This is a genomic window from Pseudoalteromonas espejiana DSM 9414 (assembly GCF_002221525.1).
Taxonomy (GTDB): domain Bacteria; phylum Pseudomonadota; class Gammaproteobacteria; order Enterobacterales; family Alteromonadaceae; genus Pseudoalteromonas; species Pseudoalteromonas espejiana.
Window position 1 is genome coordinate 526,087 of the sequence record NZ_CP011029.1, and the last position, 19,282, is coordinate 545,368.

General features: G+C 38.0%; 13 protein-coding genes and 1 pseudogene. 5 read left to right on the forward strand and 9 right to left on the reverse strand.

All coding sequences use genetic code 11. The annotated features are described in order from the left end of the window. Positions 1 to 161: 161 nt before the first annotated feature. The 3 genes and pseudogenes from PESP_RS20685 to PESP_RS19250 all read right to left on the reverse strand — a co-directional run. A pseudogene (locus PESP_RS20685) lies at positions 162 to 465 on the reverse strand (carboxypeptidase-like regulatory domain-containing protein); the annotation flags it as partial. Between the two features lie 306 nt (positions 466 to 771). After that, complete coding sequence (locus tag PESP_RS19245) at positions 772 to 3,978, reverse strand: TonB-dependent receptor (protein WP_089349619.1); 3,207 nt, start codon at positions 3,976 to 3,978, stop codon at positions 772 to 774. A gap of 167 nt (positions 3,979 to 4,145) precedes the next feature. Next, a complete protein-coding gene (locus tag PESP_RS19250; protein ID WP_089349620.1) occupies positions 4,146 to 5,006 on the reverse strand; it encodes a S1/P1 nuclease in 861 nt (286 codons plus the stop codon). A gap of 251 nt (positions 5,007 to 5,257) precedes the next feature. On the opposite strand from PESP_RS19250, the gene PESP_RS19255 reads away from it, so the two are divergent. Beyond that, on the forward strand, positions 5,258 to 6,124 hold the full coding sequence (locus PESP_RS19255; RefSeq protein WP_089349841.1) for a substrate-binding domain-containing protein: 867 nt from the start codon (positions 5,258 to 5,260) through the stop codon (positions 6,122 to 6,124). Next, a complete protein-coding gene (locus PESP_RS19260; protein WP_089349621.1) occupies positions 6,117 to 7,061 on the forward strand; it encodes a hypothetical protein in 945 nt (314 codons plus the stop codon). Before PESP_RS19255 ends, PESP_RS19260 begins: the two co-directional genes overlap by 8 nt. A 29-nt stretch (positions 7,062 to 7,090) precedes the next feature. On the opposite strand, the gene ushA is transcribed toward PESP_RS19260, so the two are convergent. Next, a complete protein-coding gene (gene ushA / locus PESP_RS19265; RefSeq protein ID WP_089349622.1) occupies positions 7,091 to 8,713 on the reverse strand; it encodes a bifunctional UDP-sugar hydrolase/5'-nucleotidase UshA in 1,623 nt (540 codons plus the stop codon). A gap of 299 nt (positions 8,714 to 9,012) precedes the next feature. Between ushA and PESP_RS19270 the strand changes: the two genes are divergently transcribed. Then, complete coding sequence (locus tag PESP_RS19270; protein ID WP_089349623.1) at positions 9,013 to 9,768, forward strand: peptidylprolyl isomerase; 756 nt, start codon at positions 9,013 to 9,015, stop codon at positions 9,766 to 9,768. Between the two features lie 218 nt (positions 9,769 to 9,986). Here the strand turns inward: PESP_RS19270 and PESP_RS19275 are convergent, their stop codons facing one another. After that, positions 9,987 to 10,406, reverse strand: a complete 420-nt coding sequence (locus PESP_RS19275) for an MAPEG family protein (protein ID WP_089349624.1) — start codon at positions 10,404 to 10,406, stop codon at positions 9,987 to 9,989. A gap of 176 nt (positions 10,407 to 10,582) precedes the next feature. Between PESP_RS19275 and PESP_RS19280 the strand changes: the two genes are divergently transcribed. After that, the gene (locus tag PESP_RS19280; RefSeq protein ID WP_089349625.1) at positions 10,583 to 13,465 is read left to right on the forward strand and encodes an insulinase family protein; all 2,883 of its coding nucleotides are present in this window, start codon (positions 10,583 to 10,585) and stop codon (positions 13,463 to 13,465) included. A gap of 76 nt (positions 13,466 to 13,541) precedes the next feature. Here the strand turns inward: PESP_RS19280 and PESP_RS19285 are convergent, their stop codons facing one another. After that, positions 13,542 to 14,924 (reverse strand): Na+/H+ antiporter NhaC family protein, encoded by a 1,383-nt coding sequence (locus PESP_RS19285; protein ID WP_089349626.1) that lies wholly within the window; start codon positions 14,922 to 14,924, stop codon positions 13,542 to 13,544. 303 nt (positions 14,925 to 15,227) lie between these two features. On the opposite strand from PESP_RS19285, the gene PESP_RS19290 reads away from it, so the two are divergent. After that, positions 15,228 to 15,728 (forward strand): GNAT family N-acetyltransferase, encoded by a 501-nt coding sequence (locus PESP_RS19290; protein WP_089349627.1) that lies wholly within the window; start codon positions 15,228 to 15,230, stop codon positions 15,726 to 15,728. Here PESP_RS19290 and PESP_RS19295 read toward each other — a convergent pair. Genes PESP_RS19295 through PESP_RS19305 form a run of 3 tightly spaced genes read right to left on the reverse strand, consistent with a single transcriptional unit; the run spans position 15,725 to position 19,151 of the window. Further along, on the reverse strand, positions 15,725 to 16,333 hold the full coding sequence (locus PESP_RS19295; RefSeq protein ID WP_089349628.1) for a PqiC family protein: 609 nt from the start codon (positions 16,331 to 16,333) through the stop codon (positions 15,725 to 15,727). The genes PESP_RS19290 and PESP_RS19295 overlap by 4 nt on opposite strands. Then, positions 16,333 to 17,988, reverse strand: a complete 1,656-nt coding sequence (gene pqiB / locus PESP_RS19300) for an intermembrane transport protein PqiB (protein WP_089349629.1) — start codon at positions 17,986 to 17,988, stop codon at positions 16,333 to 16,335. The genes PESP_RS19295 and pqiB overlap by 1 nt, the downstream gene beginning before the upstream one ends. Next, the gene (locus tag PESP_RS19305) at positions 17,985 to 19,151 is read right to left on the reverse strand and encodes a paraquat-inducible protein A (protein ID WP_245852331.1); all 1,167 of its coding nucleotides are present in this window, start codon (positions 19,149 to 19,151) and stop codon (positions 17,985 to 17,987) included. The genes pqiB and PESP_RS19305 overlap by 4 nt, the downstream gene beginning before the upstream one ends. Positions 19,152 to 19,282 lie beyond the last annotated feature (131 nt).

The following is a 19,282-nucleotide window of genomic DNA, read 5'->3' on the forward strand; positions in this document are numbered from 1 at the left end:
ACACCTACTCTCACTTTACACAAAGAAGGTTTCGTTTCTACACTAACACCTGCAGGGTTATAACTGTTAAAAACATACTTACCATCAACATATCTGCTGTAACAGCACTTTTAGGAGAGCCTCCAGTTTCTAATACGCCCCAATTATCGCTGAGCATATTAGTTTAGTTTTTTAACTGTGAAAGTAGTATCTTGATAAACATCTGAATCAAAAGTTATTTTATATGGGCCACCAACAGTAAGCCTACTACTGAAAAACTACCATTTTCATTTACTGTCATTGTTTTTGTAGAGCCTGAAGGCAAATGAGCAATTGTCATTTTAGTTCCTTGTGCTGGTTTCCCATTAGGCCCTGTAATTTCCCTTTGAACGATGACGATGTTTCATTTCCGAATGCTGCGCCACTTGCACCAACACATGTCGCAATAGCAAGTGAAAGTACTGTTTTGCGTAATTGGTTTTTCATTTAATTTTTCCGTGTAGTTATTAATTAAATCTTTTAAATAAACAATATAAATTAGTTTGTTAAAAGTATGCTCCTATGGGTCTTATTTTTCATTACAAATAAAAAACAACTGCAATATATTTTTAATAAACGGCAACATGTTTGTTTATTTTAATGGTTTTTTGAGTAATAACTCTATGTCAGGGTATATGTTACGCGGGCTTTATGACAAAAATGTGGAATTGTTGTATTAAAAGAAAAACCCATTACAAAACTGTAATGGGTTTAATATAAAAATATTTTAAGCTAATAAATTTAGTTGGAAGCTTAGAACTTATAACTTATACCAACTTTAGCCTGCCATGCAGATGAACTCGTTTGGTATTGGCTGTAATTACGAACGTCAGCACCGTTGAATCGGCCATCAATTTTATAGCGTCCTTCGTCATCTAAACCACCAAAATCATAAACAGCTTGGTCAGAGAAACCTAAGCGTTTTTCTACGCCCCAATCACTGTTTAATAAGTTTGCGAAGTTATCAACCATGAAGTAAATCTCACCACTGTGACCTTCAGCAAACCCAGGAATTTCTTGTTTGATGCTTACATCCATAGTAGTTACCCAAGGTTGAGTGCCTGAGTTACGACCTAAAATCTCACCACGCTCGGAGATACCAGCACGATTTAGAAGCGTTTCTAGTTCACTCCAAGACAATTTAGACTCATCCCAATTTACATTAGGATCATCAGCACCTGTAGGTATATAAGCTAAGTAAGCTGAGCTTGAGTAGAAGTCTCGAGTATCGCCTAAGTCACCGTCGGTAAACATGCCCATAGTGTAGCTAAATGGACGGCCAGAGCGGCGCTCAAAATACACGTTAAACTTAGTTGCATAGCCACTGAAAAATTCAGTGTTATACGCTAAATTAACTTTAAAGCTGTGCTCTACTTCGTATGAACCACGATCTGCAAAGTCTTCATTACGGTTTCGTGTAACGTTGTATTGGTAGTTACTTTGAGCTCGAGAAGATGAACCTGAAGATGCTTCAGTTACGTCTTGGTGTGCGTAGCTTGCTGAAACGTAAAGGCCATTTTCAAATTCTTTTGCAAGACCCGTTGAGATAATAATTGAACGGCCATCGTCAGATGAGTTAGTCATTGCAATATCAAAGTTATCAGCAAGGTCGCCGGTATAAATACTTTCGTTTATTACCCGTTCCCCATCGGCAGCTAAGCCAACAGGTTGGATAGCTGTATTATGCCATACTGCCTCATTCTCTTTTTTATGGTAAGCAATTTCAGCCTGCCATTTGAAGCCATCGCCAAGCAACTCTGAGTCAAACTCGTATTCGAAACCAACTTGAGCACGAATGCTTGACGGAAGCTCAAAATCAGGGTCTACATAGTTTGTGCTACCCGCACCTTGAACTAACGTGTTTTTAATAGCATCAGGTACTTGCGTAATATCAGCTTGGTTGTTGGCGTAATAATCATTAATAGCACTTTGAGGTGCTTCTACAAATGTAATACCATCATTTTGGAATGAGTTATTATACCAAACGTTTGGTATACCACCTTGGAATCGACCTATACCACCATTAATGGTTAATGCTTCAGTTGCATAATATTTAAAGCCAATACGCGGTAAAATTATATCTAAACCATCAAGATTTTCTTGATTGCTAAAGCCGTAAGTATTTAAAAAGTTTTCGTTTAAAGTTGGTTTATCGTCTGATGATAAACGCTCATAACGAACGCCTGCTGTTACTTCTAAATCGTCACCAACATAAAAAGTATCTTCAATATAAAGTGCTAACTGGTTACGTGTTGCATCGTATGCAGTGTCATTTGGGTTGTTAGTAAATGCGTTACTGTAAGAAAAGTCGTAAGCGCCTCGAAAGTTACCCACTTCACGGTTTTGAAAACCTTCAAAGTTATCAAATTCCCAAGAGCCTAATGAATTGGCAGCAAATAAGTTGTATAAGTTTAGTGACTCATACTGCATACCAAAGTTAATTTCGTGCTCATCCATTAAGTAAGTAGCATCGAAAGTAAGTGTTAAGTTTTCAGTAGAAGAGCTGTTAGCATGGCGGAATTCGTCTGTACCAAACTCGTAAGCAGGACCACGGAAGTATTCTTCAACTTTAACGAAACCGATATCAGAATTTGTTAAGCTTCTAGATGAAACATCTTTGTAAGCAATGCCAATTTCTGTTGAGAAGTTTTCATTCCAGTCTGAATATAATTTTGTCGCAAAATTATTGAATTTAGTAGCGTAAGTATAACGGCTTGACGCTAAGCTAACTGTACTGCCGCCAGTGCCGACATTTGTTTCGTCTTTATCGTCTTGCCATTGGTAAGTGAAATCTAAACGATGATCATCATTAATGTTCCAGCTTAATTTAACAAGTAGTGACTCGTTTGTGTCTTTAGGATCGCCACCTAAAGAGTCAGTTAATCCATATTCATTACTTAAAATGTTAAGAAAATTATTGTAATTCTCTTCTGTTACGTCGTACTCATTCGTTGCACCTGAACCTTCAAAACCATAATCTAAGTCAAGTTCGCTTGTCCACTTGTTGTAGTTTACAAAGTAAAACAAAGTATCATCAATTAATGGGCCACCAACATTAAAGCCATAACGCTTCTCAGTTTGAATCGGCTCAACTTGCTCAACAACATAAGTGCGATGACCATCGTCATCCAAAACAGGGCTGCCATCTGCATATACTTGAGAAATACTGTCTACATCGCCTGCAATATCAGGAGTTGATGTTTCATAAAAGCCAGAAAATTTAAACTCATTAGTACCTGATTTTGTTACGGCATTAATAGTACCGCCACCAAAGTTACCTTTAGAAGCTGAAAAAGGAGATACATCAACAGAAATTTGCTCAATTGCATCAAGTGCAACTGGAGGTTGTGAGGTCGGGTAGCCACCGTAACTTAAACCAAAATCGTCATTTTGGCCTATGCCGTCAACAGTTAAACCATTTGAACGAGGGTTACTACCTGCAAACGTTAGCTCGCCATTGCCATTAATGCTGGCAAGCGGGTTTAAGCGTGCAATATCTTTAATATCACGGTTAAAGCTTGGCATGTTTTCAATTGTGTCAGAGCCAAATGTACTGCTAGAGCCACCAGATTGTTGAACTATTTTATAACCAGATACTTCAATCTTTTCGATGTTTAGCGGAGCAAGCTGTGAACTTAAACGATAAGTTTCACCCAGGTTCAAGTAGATATTTTCAACAGTCGTATCGTTAAACGTATCAGAATCGATGATCACCATGTAAGGACCACCTACACGTAAACCATTAGCGATAAACGTACCACTTTCGTTAGTCGTTAGTTCACTAATAGTACCCGTTGGTTGGTGAACTACTTTAATTTTAACGTTCGCTGCACTACCACCTGAAGGCGTGGTAATTTTACCACGCATGGCAGATGAAGTATCTGCGGCCATTGTGCTCGTAGAAACTCCTAGTGCTAGTATCACAGCACCAGTTAATTTCGAAAGACGAAGCTTATTCATAATGTTGTTTTCCCGTATTATTAATGTCAAATTTATAGTTTTAAATATACTTATAAGAACCAAGCTAATGGATCTTATTAAGCTTTGCAGTATCTAATTTATGTATTGCTTTTTAATCATATTTTTTTGATTTTACTTTTCTAGTATTACATTAATATGAAATACCTCTAGTTAGTTTGCTTCTTTTCAAAAACTAAAGCTGTTTCTAACTCTTTTGCAGCAGGGTCAAATAGAGCATTTAATAACCCAGCTAATCGAATACCCGCTTGTTGTAAGCGCGTTTTTACGATGGGCGTATTGTTATAAATGTAGCTGTAGCCAACTTCGTCGTTGGTATACTTATAAATTTTTGTTGCTAAGTTGTGTGACTCTTCAACCCAGGTTTTAGGAGAGCTTTGTAAATACTGTGCAATTAACTCACTGTTATTAGTATCGATAAATTGTGCGTACTCAGTGAACGACAGGTTTTCGTTTTCAACTAGCTTTGTATCCCAAAGGCTGTGAAGATTTGTTTCTTCATTAAAAAAAGAAACCTTTATACGGTTACCACCTCTGTCTTCACCTCTACCTGCATGAAATGGCTGATGACTATCACCTACCAAATGTACTAAAAAGCGTAAGCTAAATTGTTTAGCATCTAAAGTGCTGTTGGTATCTGTAAGTGTTTGCATTGAGTAGTGAATACCCTCAAGGATATTACTTACAGATTCTTTATTTTTTGTATGTTCGTGATTAAAACTGAAAGATTTACCCGGTGCTGCATTTATGTAATGCCAGCGAGAAGATTTTTTTTGCCAAAACTCGCCAGGAGCAGAGCGCATTTCATCAGGCCACGTTGATATTTGAGCAAGTGACTCACCATCTAGATAAGGTTTAATTGTTGCTTTAGTTGTCTCGCTTATGTGAAGTTCTGCAACCTTACCTACTATACGATGACCATTTTGACCCCAAGCATATGAATTATTGCTTGTGAAAACTGCACTGACTAACAATGCGGAAAAAATCGAATGTTTTATATTGCTACGCATTAGAACTTCCTAGATATTTATTTCATATGATTGCTATAAGCTAATACGGTCAATTGTCCTTACTTTTGTTACTTATAGGAAGGACTCAATAGTATTCATGTTTTCTTATTCAAAGCCCTTTAAAAACAAACATTTAAATTTCATAGGTAAAATTACTTGTTGTAATAAGTAAATAAAATTGTTCAAATACATTTATATTATCTATTTTTAGTGGCATTGCTTTGAATTTTAAAAATATTGTGTTGCACAAAATGTTAATTGTTATATTTTTGTTTGTGTTGTTGGTTGTTACGTGGATTTGTGGTCAAGTTAGTGTATACAACGATGATTTACATTTTCCAGTTATGATCGAAACCTCAACAGAGTGTCATACAAGTGCAACAAGTAATAAAGACCAGTTAATTATTTTCACTCAATCAAAAAAAATAGCCAAGGTATTAACACAAAGTTTGTGTTCTGATAACGTCGTGGCTAAGCAATATGGCTCTGTAAAAGGGTATTGGGGAGATAGAACGGCAGACAGTTTTGAGTTTGTTGGTAAAGGTATTGCAGATTTAATTTTAGCGAAAAGTAATATTATGGCTGCATTTAAAGCTGAATCAACTTACAACTATCAACCGGTAGTGGGGTTTTCTGACTACACTGCTTTTTTTATATCGTCTAAAGAAAAACCTCGACTTACAAAACAGTACTTTTTAGATAAACGCATAGGTTTGCTTGATTACCCAACTAGTCGTTCTGGGCACATTTTACCAAAGCAAACATTTAAAGAGTTGGATATTAATTTAGCTAATTTGAAAATTACCTATGCTAGCTCACATAATGAATTACGTGATTTACTCGCTGACGGAAAAGTAGATATTATTGCTTCGTTTTGGAAAGAGAGCGACGAAAAACGTTTTTCAAAAAACTATATTACACCATTGAGTAATAATATTTCTGGGACAAGGTGGTATTTAAAAATGCAGCAAAATAATACTGATTTGTTTTGTGCAGTTCAGGAAAACTTACTTGCTATGTCTAAAGATCAAAGGTTGCACTACTATCAGAATGTTCAGCCGTTTTGGAGTTGCGGTATTAGCTCAGTAAACTTAAAAGAGGACGCAGATGATGAGTAAATATAAGCAATTACTTGTTTTACTGTGTTTATTTTTTATTTTATCGTCTGTTTTTTACATTTCTGTAACTCAAAAAAGCCAGCAAGTAGTTAAACAAAAAATAATCCAGATAGAGAAGCAAATAGCACTAGATTTACCCTTACTTGATTTATCAAATGAGCTGCTTAAACACTCAGGTAATAAAGACACGGTTAATAGCTACATTAAAACCTTAAATAGCTACATCGATTCGGATGATCTCATAGTTGCTGCTATTGTATCCAAAAAAGAAATGGTAACACCTATAAAGCCAGGGCAAGTAATGCATAGTTTGAATACAAGCAGCGGGGTTGTATTAGTTGTATTTGGCGTTAAGCGCACCCACTTTACGTTAAGTCATTTTATTTATTATTTAATATTTTTTGTTTTAAGTGTGTTAGTTACCTTTTGGATAAAATTTGCGTTTATTAAGCAAAGTAATAAACAATTGATTCATACAGAGCATCAAACAATTACTGAGCCTACGCCGCTTGTACTTATTGTTGATCTTAACGATAAAACACTATCTAGTAATTGTAATCCAGATAAAAAAATGGCTTTGGCCAATAAGCCACTATGCTTTTATTTAGCACTTGTAGAGTATTGTACAAATAATGATGATGTAACGCTTAGTCATAATAAAAATGTACCCGAGGAGCTTATAGAGCTTGCTAACAAGTATTTTTATAGGTTAGTTGAGCTTGGTCATACAATTAGAAAAAAACCTAACTTTAATAATAGTCTTGAAAAAACTTTGAGTGAAATACGTGCGGCATTAGATGAAGTGCTTAACGAATGTCCTGAAGAGAAAGACTTATATTATCCACCTAAAGCGTATGGAGAAGGGTCGCGTTCTCGACTGCATAGCTATGGGTTGGCAAATATTAAAAAAGGCAATATTGAAATAATAGGAAAGTAGTTTAACTACCTTCCTATTATTATCTTCATTTATTTAGGGGTAAATTCAGCCGCATTAAGGGGGCTGTTTTTTGATATAAAGTCTTGTAGCGCCTGAGCATCTGTTTGGTCAGTACTAACAAAGCCTTTTTTATTCGTAAGCGCAGGGTAACCATCACCGCCTGATGCGTTATAGCTATTTAGACTCATGCGGTAAGTTTTATTCTTATTTAATGGTTGGCCATTAATAGCTACATTAACTAGCTGGCCATTTTTACGTTCAAACGATAGCTTATGATACTGTAAATAAGCACCTGCATCCGGTGGGAAGCTCGTTACAGTATTTAAGTAATTCCATAAATCACTGCCTTGCCAGTCCATATAAGTGATACGGTTTTTAAAAGGATGTACTTTTAAAACATCTTTATAACTTACTTCGCCAGCTTCTATTGAACTGCGAATACCACCGCCACTTATTAGTCCAAAATCGGCATTAACTACGTTCATTTGAGCCTGAATAATTACGCGTGCAAGATTAGTTTGTTGATAACGTACTTTGTTTCTATCACCTTCTAGGCGCGCATTTACAGAACCAATTGGTCCTGCAATTTGCTTAGCACCTTTTTCTTGATATACCGATAAAAAGGCTTTTAGTTTTGGATCTGGTTTTATGTACTCATTAGCCAGTACCGCTTTGGTTGACCCATCTGCTTGCACTTTATCTACATATAAATTTACTGGCATTAGTTTGTAATCAAGTAAAGTTAGTGTGTCGCCTTCAAGCTTAAATTCTGCTTTACCTACATATTTGCCCCATTCATGGGCTTGCATGATCCAAGTGCCATTTTGTTGGTCGGGTTTACAGGCTAAGCCAGGCTTAAAGTTGTCGTCGTTTGTATTTTTTGCAGCCATACAAACGGGTTCTTGCGAGTGCCCACCAATAATCATATCTAACGTGTTAGTTGGCAAAGCGCGTGCAAGTGTTACATCGCCCGGCGCGTTAATACCAAACTTACCATCTACATAATGGCCCATATGGGTTAATGCAATGGTGATGTCAGGGTTATGCTTTTCGTTTATTTCTTCGGCTAATTGCGAAGTAACATCAACAGGGTTTCTAAACTCTAAATGGCCTATGTATTGAGGGTTAGCAATTTTAGCAGTATCTGTGGTTGTTAAACCTATAACGGCAACTTTCAAGCCATTTTGTTCAAACACTTTATAGCTCTGAAATGCGTGTTCGCCCGTTGCTTTGTCAAAAATATTTGCCGATAACAGAGGAAACGTTGCCCACTTTTGCTGCTTACTTAACACGCTCAGTGGGTTATCAAACTCATGGTTACCAATAGCCATGGCATCATAACCCAGTAACGACATTCCCTTAAAGTCGGGCTCCGCATGTTGTAAGTCTGACTCTGGAATACCTGTATTTATATCGCCACCAGAGAGAAGTAACACAGCATGCCCCTGTTGCTTGGCCTTATTGCGCAGTGAGTCAATTAAGGTTTTACGTGCAGCCATGCCATACTCGCCTTTTTCGTTATGCCAAAAGCGCCCATGGTTATCATTGGTGTGGAGTATAGTAATATACTGTGGCTCTACCGCCGTATTTATTGGTGAACTAGTGCAGGCTATTACACTTAAAACAAGTGAGAATAAAATAATTATACGCATGAAGTACCCATTAATTATGGTTTGCTTAAATTCTTAGGCGGTTAGTTTAAACTAATTTAATGGTAAAAAATGTACTTATTTATACTTTTTTATACTGCGGATTAAAAATAAGATTAAATTATTTAAGCGTTATTTATGATCTTATTCTTTATAGTTGGCGCTAATATAATTAAAACTGTAATTGAACTGTAACTAAACCGGTCTTAATTGTAGCTGTGCATTATTAATACTTAGACACTTAATTATGGGTAGATTAGTATTAATGCTTAATTTAAATAACTATAAAAACAGGTTTAATAATGAAAAAGTACCTAATAGGGTCGTTACTTGTATGTGGCAGTTTTACCAGCCACGCTACCATTGTCGAAATGCAAACCTCGCAAGGGGTTATTGAAATTAATTTGTTTGATGAGCAAGCCCCCAATACCGTTGCAAACTTTTTAAGTTATATAGAAGATGATGCTTACAATGAAACGGTTATTCATCGCTCAATTACTGACTTTGTTATTCAGGGCGGCGGCTTTACTTTTTCAGATTCCTTAGACCCAATAACTACAAGGCCAGCAGTGATTAACGAGCCTGTTTTATCAAATGTTAAAGGCACTATAGCCATGGCTAAGCTTGCTAATGATGAAAACAGCGCGACCAGCCAGTGGTTTTTTAACATGGTAGATAATAGCACTACGCTTGATATCCAAAATGGCGGTTATACCGTGTTTGGGCAAATTACAGCACAAAGCCAACCAACGCTCGATAATATATCTGCGTTAGTCCATTGCAGCGATATTCCTGTAGTAGATATCACAAGTGATCAGTGTTCGAGTAGCGATGTAACTATTAGCAGCGCTAATTTAGTCACTATTAATAGTGTCGTGGTTTTAGATGATAACCCTGCATCCTCTACGGGCTTGAATCCAACAAACAATACACTTATTGCGCAAGAAGACACTTCAGATGATGCTATTTCATCAACTAGCTCTGGTGGTGTGCTAGGTGGTTTTTGGTTATTAATAGCATTTTTTGTATCAGTAAACAGATTAAAACGTACACATTAACTTTACGCTTTAACCTGTTTAATACCAATACGCTTAATTAAACTCTTTATTTTGACGATGAAAAACGTGTGGGAGCTAGGCAAAAAATTAGCTATTTAGTTATTATCAATGAAAATTTTAGCGCAGGTAGCAACACGTTTAGCTACGCAAATATAGTTAAGGACTATTGCAAATTGGTATAATACGCAGTATTGGCAAGCGGCTTTTTGAAGTCGCTTTTAAAACAACATAATTCGCCAAATAACAGCCAGCCACAGTGCAAACACACTGGCGCAACCAAGTAAAAACACATTAAAACGCATTCTAATGTTATTACTACCAATATGAATAATGGTGTGGATGATTCGCGTAAGTACAAATAAGCACGCTAATGCTGCAATTAAGTAGCTCGCGCTATTTAGTTGCAGTGCAATTAGGCAACCTGCATAAAAAAGCACTGGAATTTCAAACTGGTTGGTAAAGTTTCTATCAGCTACCCGTACTGAGTCTCCGGCGCTATCAAGGCGCATAGTTTTAAAGTCACTAAACTGTAATTGCTTGTTTTTTGCTGCAGCAAAGCGTCTTTTCCCCATGATAAGCATAACAATGAGTGACAACGTCACTTGAGCAAACATGGCGAGTATTATTGTTTTTTCCATTTTTTTCCCTTGTCGTTATTTTGTTTCTTTTAGTATGCAGGTGTTTTTCACAATGTGTTACATAATTTACGCTTATTTTGTGGTAAACCATTAATTGATAATGTTAATTTAACCCCCATAGAAATATTTTTATTGGCTACAGAAAATAACAGCCGTTTTTAAAATTGGAAAATAAAATGAAAAAAATTATTGGCTTTAGTGCTATTGCCTTAGCAGTTTTAAGTGGTTGTTCTAATACTTCATCGACTTCTGGAGCGCCTGCGGCTTCATTACTTTCCGATACTTTAGTGGTCAGCCCAAACGATACGCGTGAATATAAAACACTTAAATTAGCAAACGAGATTGACGTTATTTTAGTTTCAGACCCAAGCGCCGAAAAATCAGCAGCTTCTTTAAGTGTAGGGGTAGGTTTACTGCACGACCCAATGATGCAACAAGGTATGGCGCATTATTTAGAGCATATGCTGTTTTTAGGCACTGAGCGTTACCCAGATACCAAAGGGTATTCTGATTTTATGACCAAAAATGGTGGGGTTAATAACGCCTATACTTGGCTCGATATTACCAACTATATGTTTAAAATTAATAACGATGCCTTTGATGAAGGACTAGACCGTTTTGCTGACTTTTTTAAAGCCCCAAAGCTCTACCCAGAGTATACAGATAAAGAAAAAAACGCGGTAAACGCAGAGTGGTCAATGCGCCGAGAAATGGACTTTTTTGGGCAATTTAAACTTGCCCGTAAAATGATGGGCGATCACCCCGCTAACCGTTTTTTAATTGGTAACCTAGAAACACTTGGCGATAAAAAAGGCAGCTCGCTGCACAAAGAAACTGTCGACTTTTACAATAAGTACTACTCATCAAATATAATGAAAGTGGCGCTTATTTCTAACTTGCCAATTGCTGAAATGGAACAAAAAGCGCAAAAGTACTTTGCTGATATAAAAAATAAAAATATCGAAAAACCAAGTGTTACGGCTGAACTTGATTTTGATAAGGCTGGAGGTAAACGCGTATTCTATTCACCTAATGAAGATGTAAAACAGCTGCAGCTAGAGTTCACAATTAACAACAATAGTGATGAGTTTGCACTTAAACCTAATCGTTATGTTGCTTATTTATTAAGTAACGAAATGCAAGGTAGCCCCGCGCAAGTTTTACGTGATAAAGGCTGGGTATCGCAGTTAACAGCGACGCCATCACCAAGCCAATATGGTAACTATGGTTCACTTAATGTGTCTATGGAATTAACCGACGAGGGCATGAAAAATCGTGAGACGATAGTTGCGACTATCATGCAATACATCGACTTAATTAAAGAAGAAGGTGTAGATAGTAAGTACTTTAACGAAATTAAAACGTCGCTAAGCAATCAGTTTAAATTTTTAGAAAAGGGCGACGAATTTAGCTATGTAAGCGCGCTTACGGGTAGCATGCAAGACTACCCACTAAATCACGTAATTGATGCTCCTTACTATTATGCTAAGTTTGATGCCAGCGCAATTAATAGTGTGCTTGAGCAGTTAAATCCAAAAACGTTGCGCGTTTGGTATATATCTCAACAAGAAGAAACAGACTCGCAATTACATTTTTATGATGGCAAATATCGCATTAACGACATTAGCGATGATGAAATTGCCAGTTGGAAAAAGCCAAGTGAATTTAAATTAGCACTGCCTAGTGTAAACAACTTACTACCTGAGAGCTTTGCAATTAAAACTAAAGCGTTTAAAGAGCAAAAGCACCCAGTATTAGCTTATGATAAAAACGGCGTGAAAGTATGGCGCCAAGCAAGCCAAAAGTTTGCAGAGCAACCAAAAGGTCTTGTTGAGGTATACATAAACACTCAACCTGGTTTAACTGATATAAACGCTGAGGTGCTTTATTCGGTATGGGCTGACTTATACAACATACAGCAAAGTCAGTTAAGCACTGAAGCTGCTATAGCGGGTATGAGTGTAAGCCTTGCGCCAAGTAACGGCCTTGTATTATCAATGAGTGGCTTTACTGATAAACAAGACGTATTACTTAAACAAGCGCTTAGCGGTTTAAAAGCTGATGTTACTGCACAAGCACTTAGCCAAGCAATTGATCGCTACAAACGTGGTTTACTTAACCAACAAAAGCAGTTTCCGTATGCGCAAGCATTTGGCGCTTATTCAAAACTTATTCGCACCGGTAGTTTTGATACAGACGCACTCATAAACGCGGCTGAGTCATTATCTGTTGCTGATTTAAATAATTTAAAAACAGCAACTTTTGCTAAAAACGATTTACGCGTGTTTAGTTATGGTAACTATAACCAGCAAGATATTGATGCAATAGCTGGCGAATTAAGCGCTACGCTTGAAAGTAATCATACGCACAGTGAGTTTGCGCGCAGCAAAGCATGGTTACCGCAACCAGGCGAAACACTGGTACTTCAAAAAGATATTGATGTTGCCGATGTAGCCGTTGTTGATATGACCGTACACCCTGTAGCCGGTTATAAACAAAAGGCGCAAGCTGCCGTATTACAAGGGCACTTTAGAACAGTTGCGTTTGATAAAATGCGCACTGAAGAGCAACTAGCTTACGCTGTAGGTGCATTAGCTCGCCCAATAGAAGATTACTCAGCCATTGGCTTATTTATTCAGACCCCGGTTAAAGGGCCAAAAGAGATACAAGCACGCTTTGATCAATTTAAAAAAGAGTACGCGGTAGAGCTTGATAACATGAGCACTGATACATTCGAGCAGCTTAAAAACGCGACGTTAGTATCACTAAAAGAGCAGCCTAAAAATTTAAGCGACGAAATGAGCCCGCTTATAACAGACTGGTACCGCGAAAACTTTAAATTTGATTCAAAGCAAAAGCTGATTGATGAAGTAGAACAAGTAACGCTTGCAGATATAAAACAGTACTACAAGCAAACCATGCTAAACCCTCAAGCTGCGCGTTTAAATGTACAGCTGCGTGGTACTAAGTTTATTGAAAGTGACTTTGCTGATTTACCTAATCAAACAAAAATCACTACGCTTGACGCTTATTACAATGGCATTAAGTTACAAAAATAAACGTTATATCTAAAGTTAAAATAAACCCCAATGTATTGCTACATTGGGGTTTTTATTTCACTCGTCTAACTAATATTTATGCCATAACAATAAAGCCTATAACCGCCATTGAAGCCGCTATTAACGTGTAAGGTAATTGCGTTACCGCATGGCTCATTAAGTTACAGCCAGAGCCTTGAGCTGCAAGTACTGTAGAGTCTGAATAAAAGCACGCTTGGCTACCAAATGATGAAGCCGATAATAACGCGCCAATTACTAATGGAATATTTGCATCAACCGCAGTTGCCAGTGGCATAACGATAGGTATAGACACTGCAAAAATACCCCAGCTAGAGCCTGTAGCAAACGCTAACACTGCCATCGCAATAAACACCACTGCTGGTAAGTATTGCGCCGTCATATATGGGCTTAAACTGCCTATAACAAATTGTGGTAAACCTATTAAATCGCATACATCTTTAAAAATAAACGCGGCAATGACAGTGCCAATGGCCGGTATCATACTTTTAAAGCCATCAAGCATACGTTCAATCATTTCGCTAACGCTCATTAACTTTTGTAGTGCATAAAAAGGTAAAGTTACCGCCATGGTTGCCAGTAAGCCTTTGTATACATCTATTTCAAAGTAAACGGTAAAAGCTACTAGTAAAATTATTGGCAGTAAAAAGTTATGTAACTTTCCTTTAGGATCGGCATCTTCAAAGTTTTCTTCTACTGCTTTTACTGCGTATTCGTCGGCTGTTTGAATATCACTAAACTGAGCAGGGTCTACACTGGCTTGCTCTATTTTCGCCATTTGTTCTGCTTTTTTCATAGGGCCAATAGCAGGTATAACACCTAATACCACTAACAAAACCACCAGTACTGCAAACCAGGCGTAAAACATATAAGGAATTGCTTGAATATAAACTGCAATCCCTTTGCCTTCCTCGGCAATGCCGTTATCTACTAATAGTCCGCCAAAAAATACTGCCCAAGTAGATAATGGTACAAGCACACAAATTGGTGCCGCTGTTGAGTCGACAACGTAGGCAAGCATTTCACGGCTAACTTTAAATTTATCGGTAATGCGCTTCATCGTTTCACCAACAGTAAGCGCATTTAAGTAGTCATCAATAAAAATAACCACGCCTAAACAAAAGGTCATAAATAAAGAGGAACGCTTACCTTTGGTGTATTTTAACGCTAATTTGCCAAACGCCGACGCACCGCCAGTGCGCACTAATAAGGCGATTAAAGCGCCAAAGCCACCGCATACGAGTATTAACCAACCTATGGTTTCGTCGGTCATTACTTTTAGCGATGTGCTGGCAAAATTAGCAAGTACCTGAGCCGGGTCAGCTATTACTAAGCCAACTAAAGCACCAATAAGTAAAGATAAAATAGGGCGGCGTAAAACAACAGCCAAAACAACAACCACCGCTGGTGGCAGTAAACTTAACGCAGAAGGTTCGAGCATTTAAGTGTTCACAAAATTAAAAGCATATTTAAAATTTAAATTGCTTATACAAAAACAAAGAAAATGATAGTTTGTTGTTAAATCATTTTCCAAGTCACTGCTTTTGTACGCGAGAGGGGTATTTAAACGGTTATGTTAAATTAAAGGTTTAAATAAAAACGCGTTGGCTTTGGCGCCAGACGGAGCAAGGAATGCATACCGCTATTGTTGTGCCTGTAAAAACATCGGCGCAAAAATAATCTGCTTTTGCATTTCAGTCAATAAAAATTTACGTGCAAAATAACTATTTTACAGAGGCTTTGAATGGACACCGTATTTAAAACAAAACGTTTAGAGCTTCGCTATGCAAATGAGCACGATGCCGCCATGCTGCTTACTTTGGCTAATCAGCCAAACTTTATAAAACATATTGGCGATAAAGCCATTTATACGCTCAATGATGCCAAAAATTATATTGAGCAGTCGTTTACCGCTGCTCATAAACATCAAGGGTTTGGGCCTTATATTATTACTTTGAGAGGGGGAGAAGCTGTTGGGGTTGCTGGTTTTTATAAACGTGCGGTGCTTCAATACCCCGACCTAGGCTTTGCACTTTTAACTAATCATGAAAAGAATGGCTATATTTTTGAAGCGGCAAACGTTTTACTACAAAATAAGCACACACTGGGTATCAATCAGGTAAGTGCTATCGCTTCGCCAAGTAATAAAGCTTCGCAAAGTGTATTGCTAAAATTAGGCTTTAAAAAGGTAGGCAAGGCGGTTATTAATGATGATAAAACCGCCGTTGATGTATATGGTTATTAAAGTCGTGCTTGCTCTATTGCTTTAGCCACGTCTAAATTTATGTTTAGCCAGGTTTTTTCAAGCGTAGCGACTAAACCATCGTATCCGTCGTCGTCTATTGGTACTACGTTTGAAAAGTTATGAATACTAATTAAACGTCGTCCAGTTTCTGGGTGAGTATAATATAAGCGCCAAAGGCCAGATATATCAGCATTCCCTTGCATGTCGCCATTAAAATGGTGAACCTCATACTCAAGTTCATAAAATGTTTGTTGATCAACCTCTGTAATAACAGGTAAGCCTTTAATCACCATCCAGTTCGGCATAGCGTTAAAGAGTGTTTGTTGCGCCGTAGCGGTAAGCATGACATCTGGCGATTCACCCCACAAATTATAATTAGCAGCGTGTATTTGATTTCTATCTACTTTCATCGCAATGCCTAAATTATTTAAAGCTCCCCTAAGTGCAACGGTTTGTACTCTAAGTTGTGCGTCGGTATCTTTAACATTACGTGACGAATAAGCAATAGGTTGCTCAAACTGATAATATTGCGTAGCTGTTTGAATTGACGCACTGCACCCTGCAAGCGTAACTAGCGCGGCAACGATTAATAATAACTGTTTCATTATTGCTTCCTTGGTTTTGGATCGGCTGGTAGCGCTTTGTCAAAAATAAACATATTAGGTTGCTCATTCAAACCGCGTGTTAATGGCTGAATTTCTTCACTTAGGCGTTTAAATTCAAGTAATGTTTGTTGTAACTGATGATGAAACTCAGACCCTGCTTGGTAGCTGGCCATTGTTTTATCAAATTGGCGCATGGTCACTTCAAACTGCTCCATACTCTTTGTCATTTTGTCAAAATTACGATTAAAATCACCCGGTAAATTTTGTGTGTCGGGCTGGCTTAGCAGCTCGCGCATCTCGTTTGCCAGTGATTGATAATCGCTAAAGGTTGCTTGCATTTGCGCTAGGCTGTCTTCTATTTTTAAATCGTTTACTTTGTTAAGTACGTCCGATACTTGGTCGGCAAGTACGGTAATACCGCTTGAAATACTCGGAAATACGTCGTATTGCGCAAGTTTTGCTAAATGAGCTTTAGGTGCGTCGGGGTATATATCAAAATCTACATACACAGCGCCGGTAAGTAGGTTACCCGGTTTTAAAGAGGCGCGCATACCATTTTTAATCCAACCCGTTAGGCTGCTTTGCCAAAACTCTTTAGCTGCTGCGCTGTCGTGGTATAAGCGGCCATACTCTACTTTTATAAGCACAGGTACCGCAGTATTATGATTTTTAAAGTGAGCCGGTTTACCATTTACAATAATGTTGGCGGGCGCCTCTACAACGGTGCCAATACGCGTACCTCTGTATTCAACAGGTGCGCCAGGGCGAAGGCCTCTAATTGATTGTTCAAAGTCAATAATGTAGTAATCAAAGTCGTAAAAACGCTCCTCTAGGGCTTCTTTATAACTTTGACTAAGAGAAAAGTTATGTCCGTTTTGCGCAATATCGCCTGGTGCTTGTTGTTCAGGTAAGCCGACTGATATGCCACCTTTGAGTAGTTTACTCAAAGACCCTGTGCTTATATTTATACCATCGGCCGAAAGGTCAATTTCAATGCCTGCGTTTACCCAAAAAATAGAGTTAAGAGTAATAAGATTTTGATACGGCTCGTTAATAAAAATACCGTATTTCATTGCTTGGTTTTTCCAATCAAAAGTAGCCGTTTCGATTTGGCCAATCTTATAATTTTTAAAAAATATACCGGTACTTACTTCTAGGACTTCTGCGTTATAGCTAAGTAACTGAAAACGTCCACCTTGAACGTCTTTACCAATTAATGCAGGCTCGTCTTGTAGGGCAAAACGTTCTTTTAATTTTTTACTTTCGCCAGGTGCAAACTCCAAATACACGCCTGATAAAAGTGTACTCATACCGCTAATGCCAGTCTCGTCTATACGGGGTTTTACAACCCAAATTTTTGCATCTTCAGTTAATAACGAGTCGTAGTTTTTATCTATCTGCGCACGAGCGATTACGCTGTCTTGAGAATCTGATAAGCGTATAGCATCTATTTGGCCAATTTTAACACTACGTACTTTTATTTCAGTTTTGCCTGCAATAATGCCCTCTGCATGGGGCATTTTTATATAAATAGTGGGCCCTACATTCGCCTGATATTGGTACAGCATCCACAGGCCCACCAACAAGGCTACCAGAGGAATAATCCATATGGCTGAAATTTTTGGTTGCTTTGTTACATTCGCCGTTTCGGTCATGCTTTATTCTCTGAAGTTTTGTTTTTAGGTGAATCCCACAGCAAGCGCGGATCAAACGCGTGGGCGGCCATCATTTGGCATATTACCATAACAGTAAAAAAGACAATGCCAACGCCTGGGGTTATCGACATTAAGTTACCTAATTGCACTAGTGCAACCAGTATAGCAACTACAAATACGTCTATCATTGACCATTTGCCAATAAATTCAGTAAGTTGATAAATTTTAGTATACCCTTTGGTGTGTCTGTTTGCAGGTTTTGCAACCATAATACATAAAAAGCTCAGTACAAACGCTTTGGCGAGTGGCACTACTACACTTGCAAAAAATATGATGGCGGCAATAGGGTAAGAGCCACTTTTCCAAAGCGTAAGCACGCCCCCTATTAATGTAGAGGGAGATTCATCGCCTAGGCTGGTGGTGTGCATAATTGGCAGTAAATTAGCGGGTATATAACATAATACCGAGGTTACCAACCACGCAGTGGCTTTTTGCACACTATTTGGGTTTCTAATATGTGTTTTGCTATGGCAGCGCGGGCAGTAGTCATCTTTACAAAGTTGATGGCACACGTGACAAGCTTTAATGTTTTGATCAATAGCGCGTTTGGCGTGCGAGGCTTCTTCAACAAATTCAACCGGTTTAATTTGTGCCCATAACCTTGGCCTATTTAAGTGGGCAAGCGCCGCAATATATAAAATTACAAAACCAATATAAGCCCAAAAACTAGCTCCAAAGCTTATATCAGCAAGCGACATAATTTTTACCATGCTTACCAACACGCCAATTAAAAAAATCTCTGACATGATCCAAGGTTCAAGTGCCAAGGTAAATTTTAATAAACGCCTTGCTATGCCTTGAGGTAAGGCACTTAGTAGCCCTAAATGCATGGGTATTAAAATAACGAGTAAACTCATTGGCAAAGCAATTATGCTCAAGTCTATAAATAAGCCAAGCAATTCACTATCGTAATTAAATAAAATACGGGCGGCATCGGGTAAGGTAATGGTTTGAGTAATGCCACTACTACTAAATGAAATAAAAGGGTAAAACATACTACTTAATAACATAAGCAATGAGCCAACACTGAGTGCCACAACTTGGCTGTCATGGTTTACGTCTGCTTCGCATAGTTTATGTTGGCAATGGGGGCATATTGCCATTTGCTTAGCGGCTATTCTTGGTAAGTCAATTATCAGGTCGCAGCACGGGCAAATAGTTTGCAAGTTATAACCATAAAAGAAGAATGTTTACGCAATTTTGCTATATTTAAGCTATTAATACAACGCGATTA

Excerpts from the sequence above, each read along its gene's own strand:
- PESP_RS19250 (WP_089349620.1), bottom strand. The coding sequence starts at position 5,006 with ATGCGTAGCAATATAAAACATTCGATTTTTTCCGCATTGTTAGTCAGT.
- ushA (WP_089349622.1), bottom strand. The coding sequence starts at position 8,713 with ATGCGTATAATTATTTTATTCTCACTTGTTTTAAGTGTAATAGCCTGC.
- PESP_RS19290 (WP_089349627.1), top strand. The coding sequence starts at position 15,228 with ATGGACACCGTATTTAAAACAAAACGTTTAGAGCTTCGCTATGCAAAT.
- PESP_RS19245 (WP_089349619.1), bottom strand. The coding sequence starts at position 3,978 with ATGAATAAGCTTCGTCTTTCGAAATTAACTGGTGCTGTGATACTAGCA.
- PESP_RS19275 (WP_089349624.1), bottom strand. The coding sequence starts at position 10,406 with ATGGAAAAAACAATAATACTCGCCATGTTTGCTCAAGTGACGTTGTCA.
- PESP_RS19270 (WP_089349623.1), top strand. The coding sequence starts at position 9,013 with ATGAAAAAGTACCTAATAGGGTCGTTACTTGTATGTGGCAGTTTTACC.
- PESP_RS19280 (WP_089349625.1), top strand. The coding sequence starts at position 10,583 with ATGAAAAAAATTATTGGCTTTAGTGCTATTGCCTTAGCAGTTTTAAGT.
- PESP_RS19260 (WP_089349621.1), top strand. The coding sequence starts at position 6,117 with ATGAGTAAATATAAGCAATTACTTGTTTTACTGTGTTTATTTTTTATT.
- PESP_RS19295 (WP_089349628.1), bottom strand. The coding sequence starts at position 16,333 with ATGAAACAGTTATTATTAATCGTTGCCGCGCTAGTTACGCTTGCAGGG.
- PESP_RS19285 (WP_089349626.1), bottom strand. The coding sequence starts at position 14,924 with ATGCTCGAACCTTCTGCGTTAAGTTTACTGCCACCAGCGGTGGTTGTT.
- PESP_RS19255 (WP_089349841.1), top strand. The coding sequence starts at position 5,258 with ATGTTAATTGTTATATTTTTGTTTGTGTTGTTGGTTGTTACGTGGATT.
- pqiB (WP_089349629.1), bottom strand. The coding sequence starts at position 17,988 with ATGACCGAAACGGCGAATGTAACAAAGCAACCAAAAATTTCAGCCATA.
- PESP_RS19305 (WP_245852331.1), bottom strand. The coding sequence starts at position 19,151 with ATGGCAATATGCCCCCATTGCCAACATAAACTATGCGAAGCAGACGTA.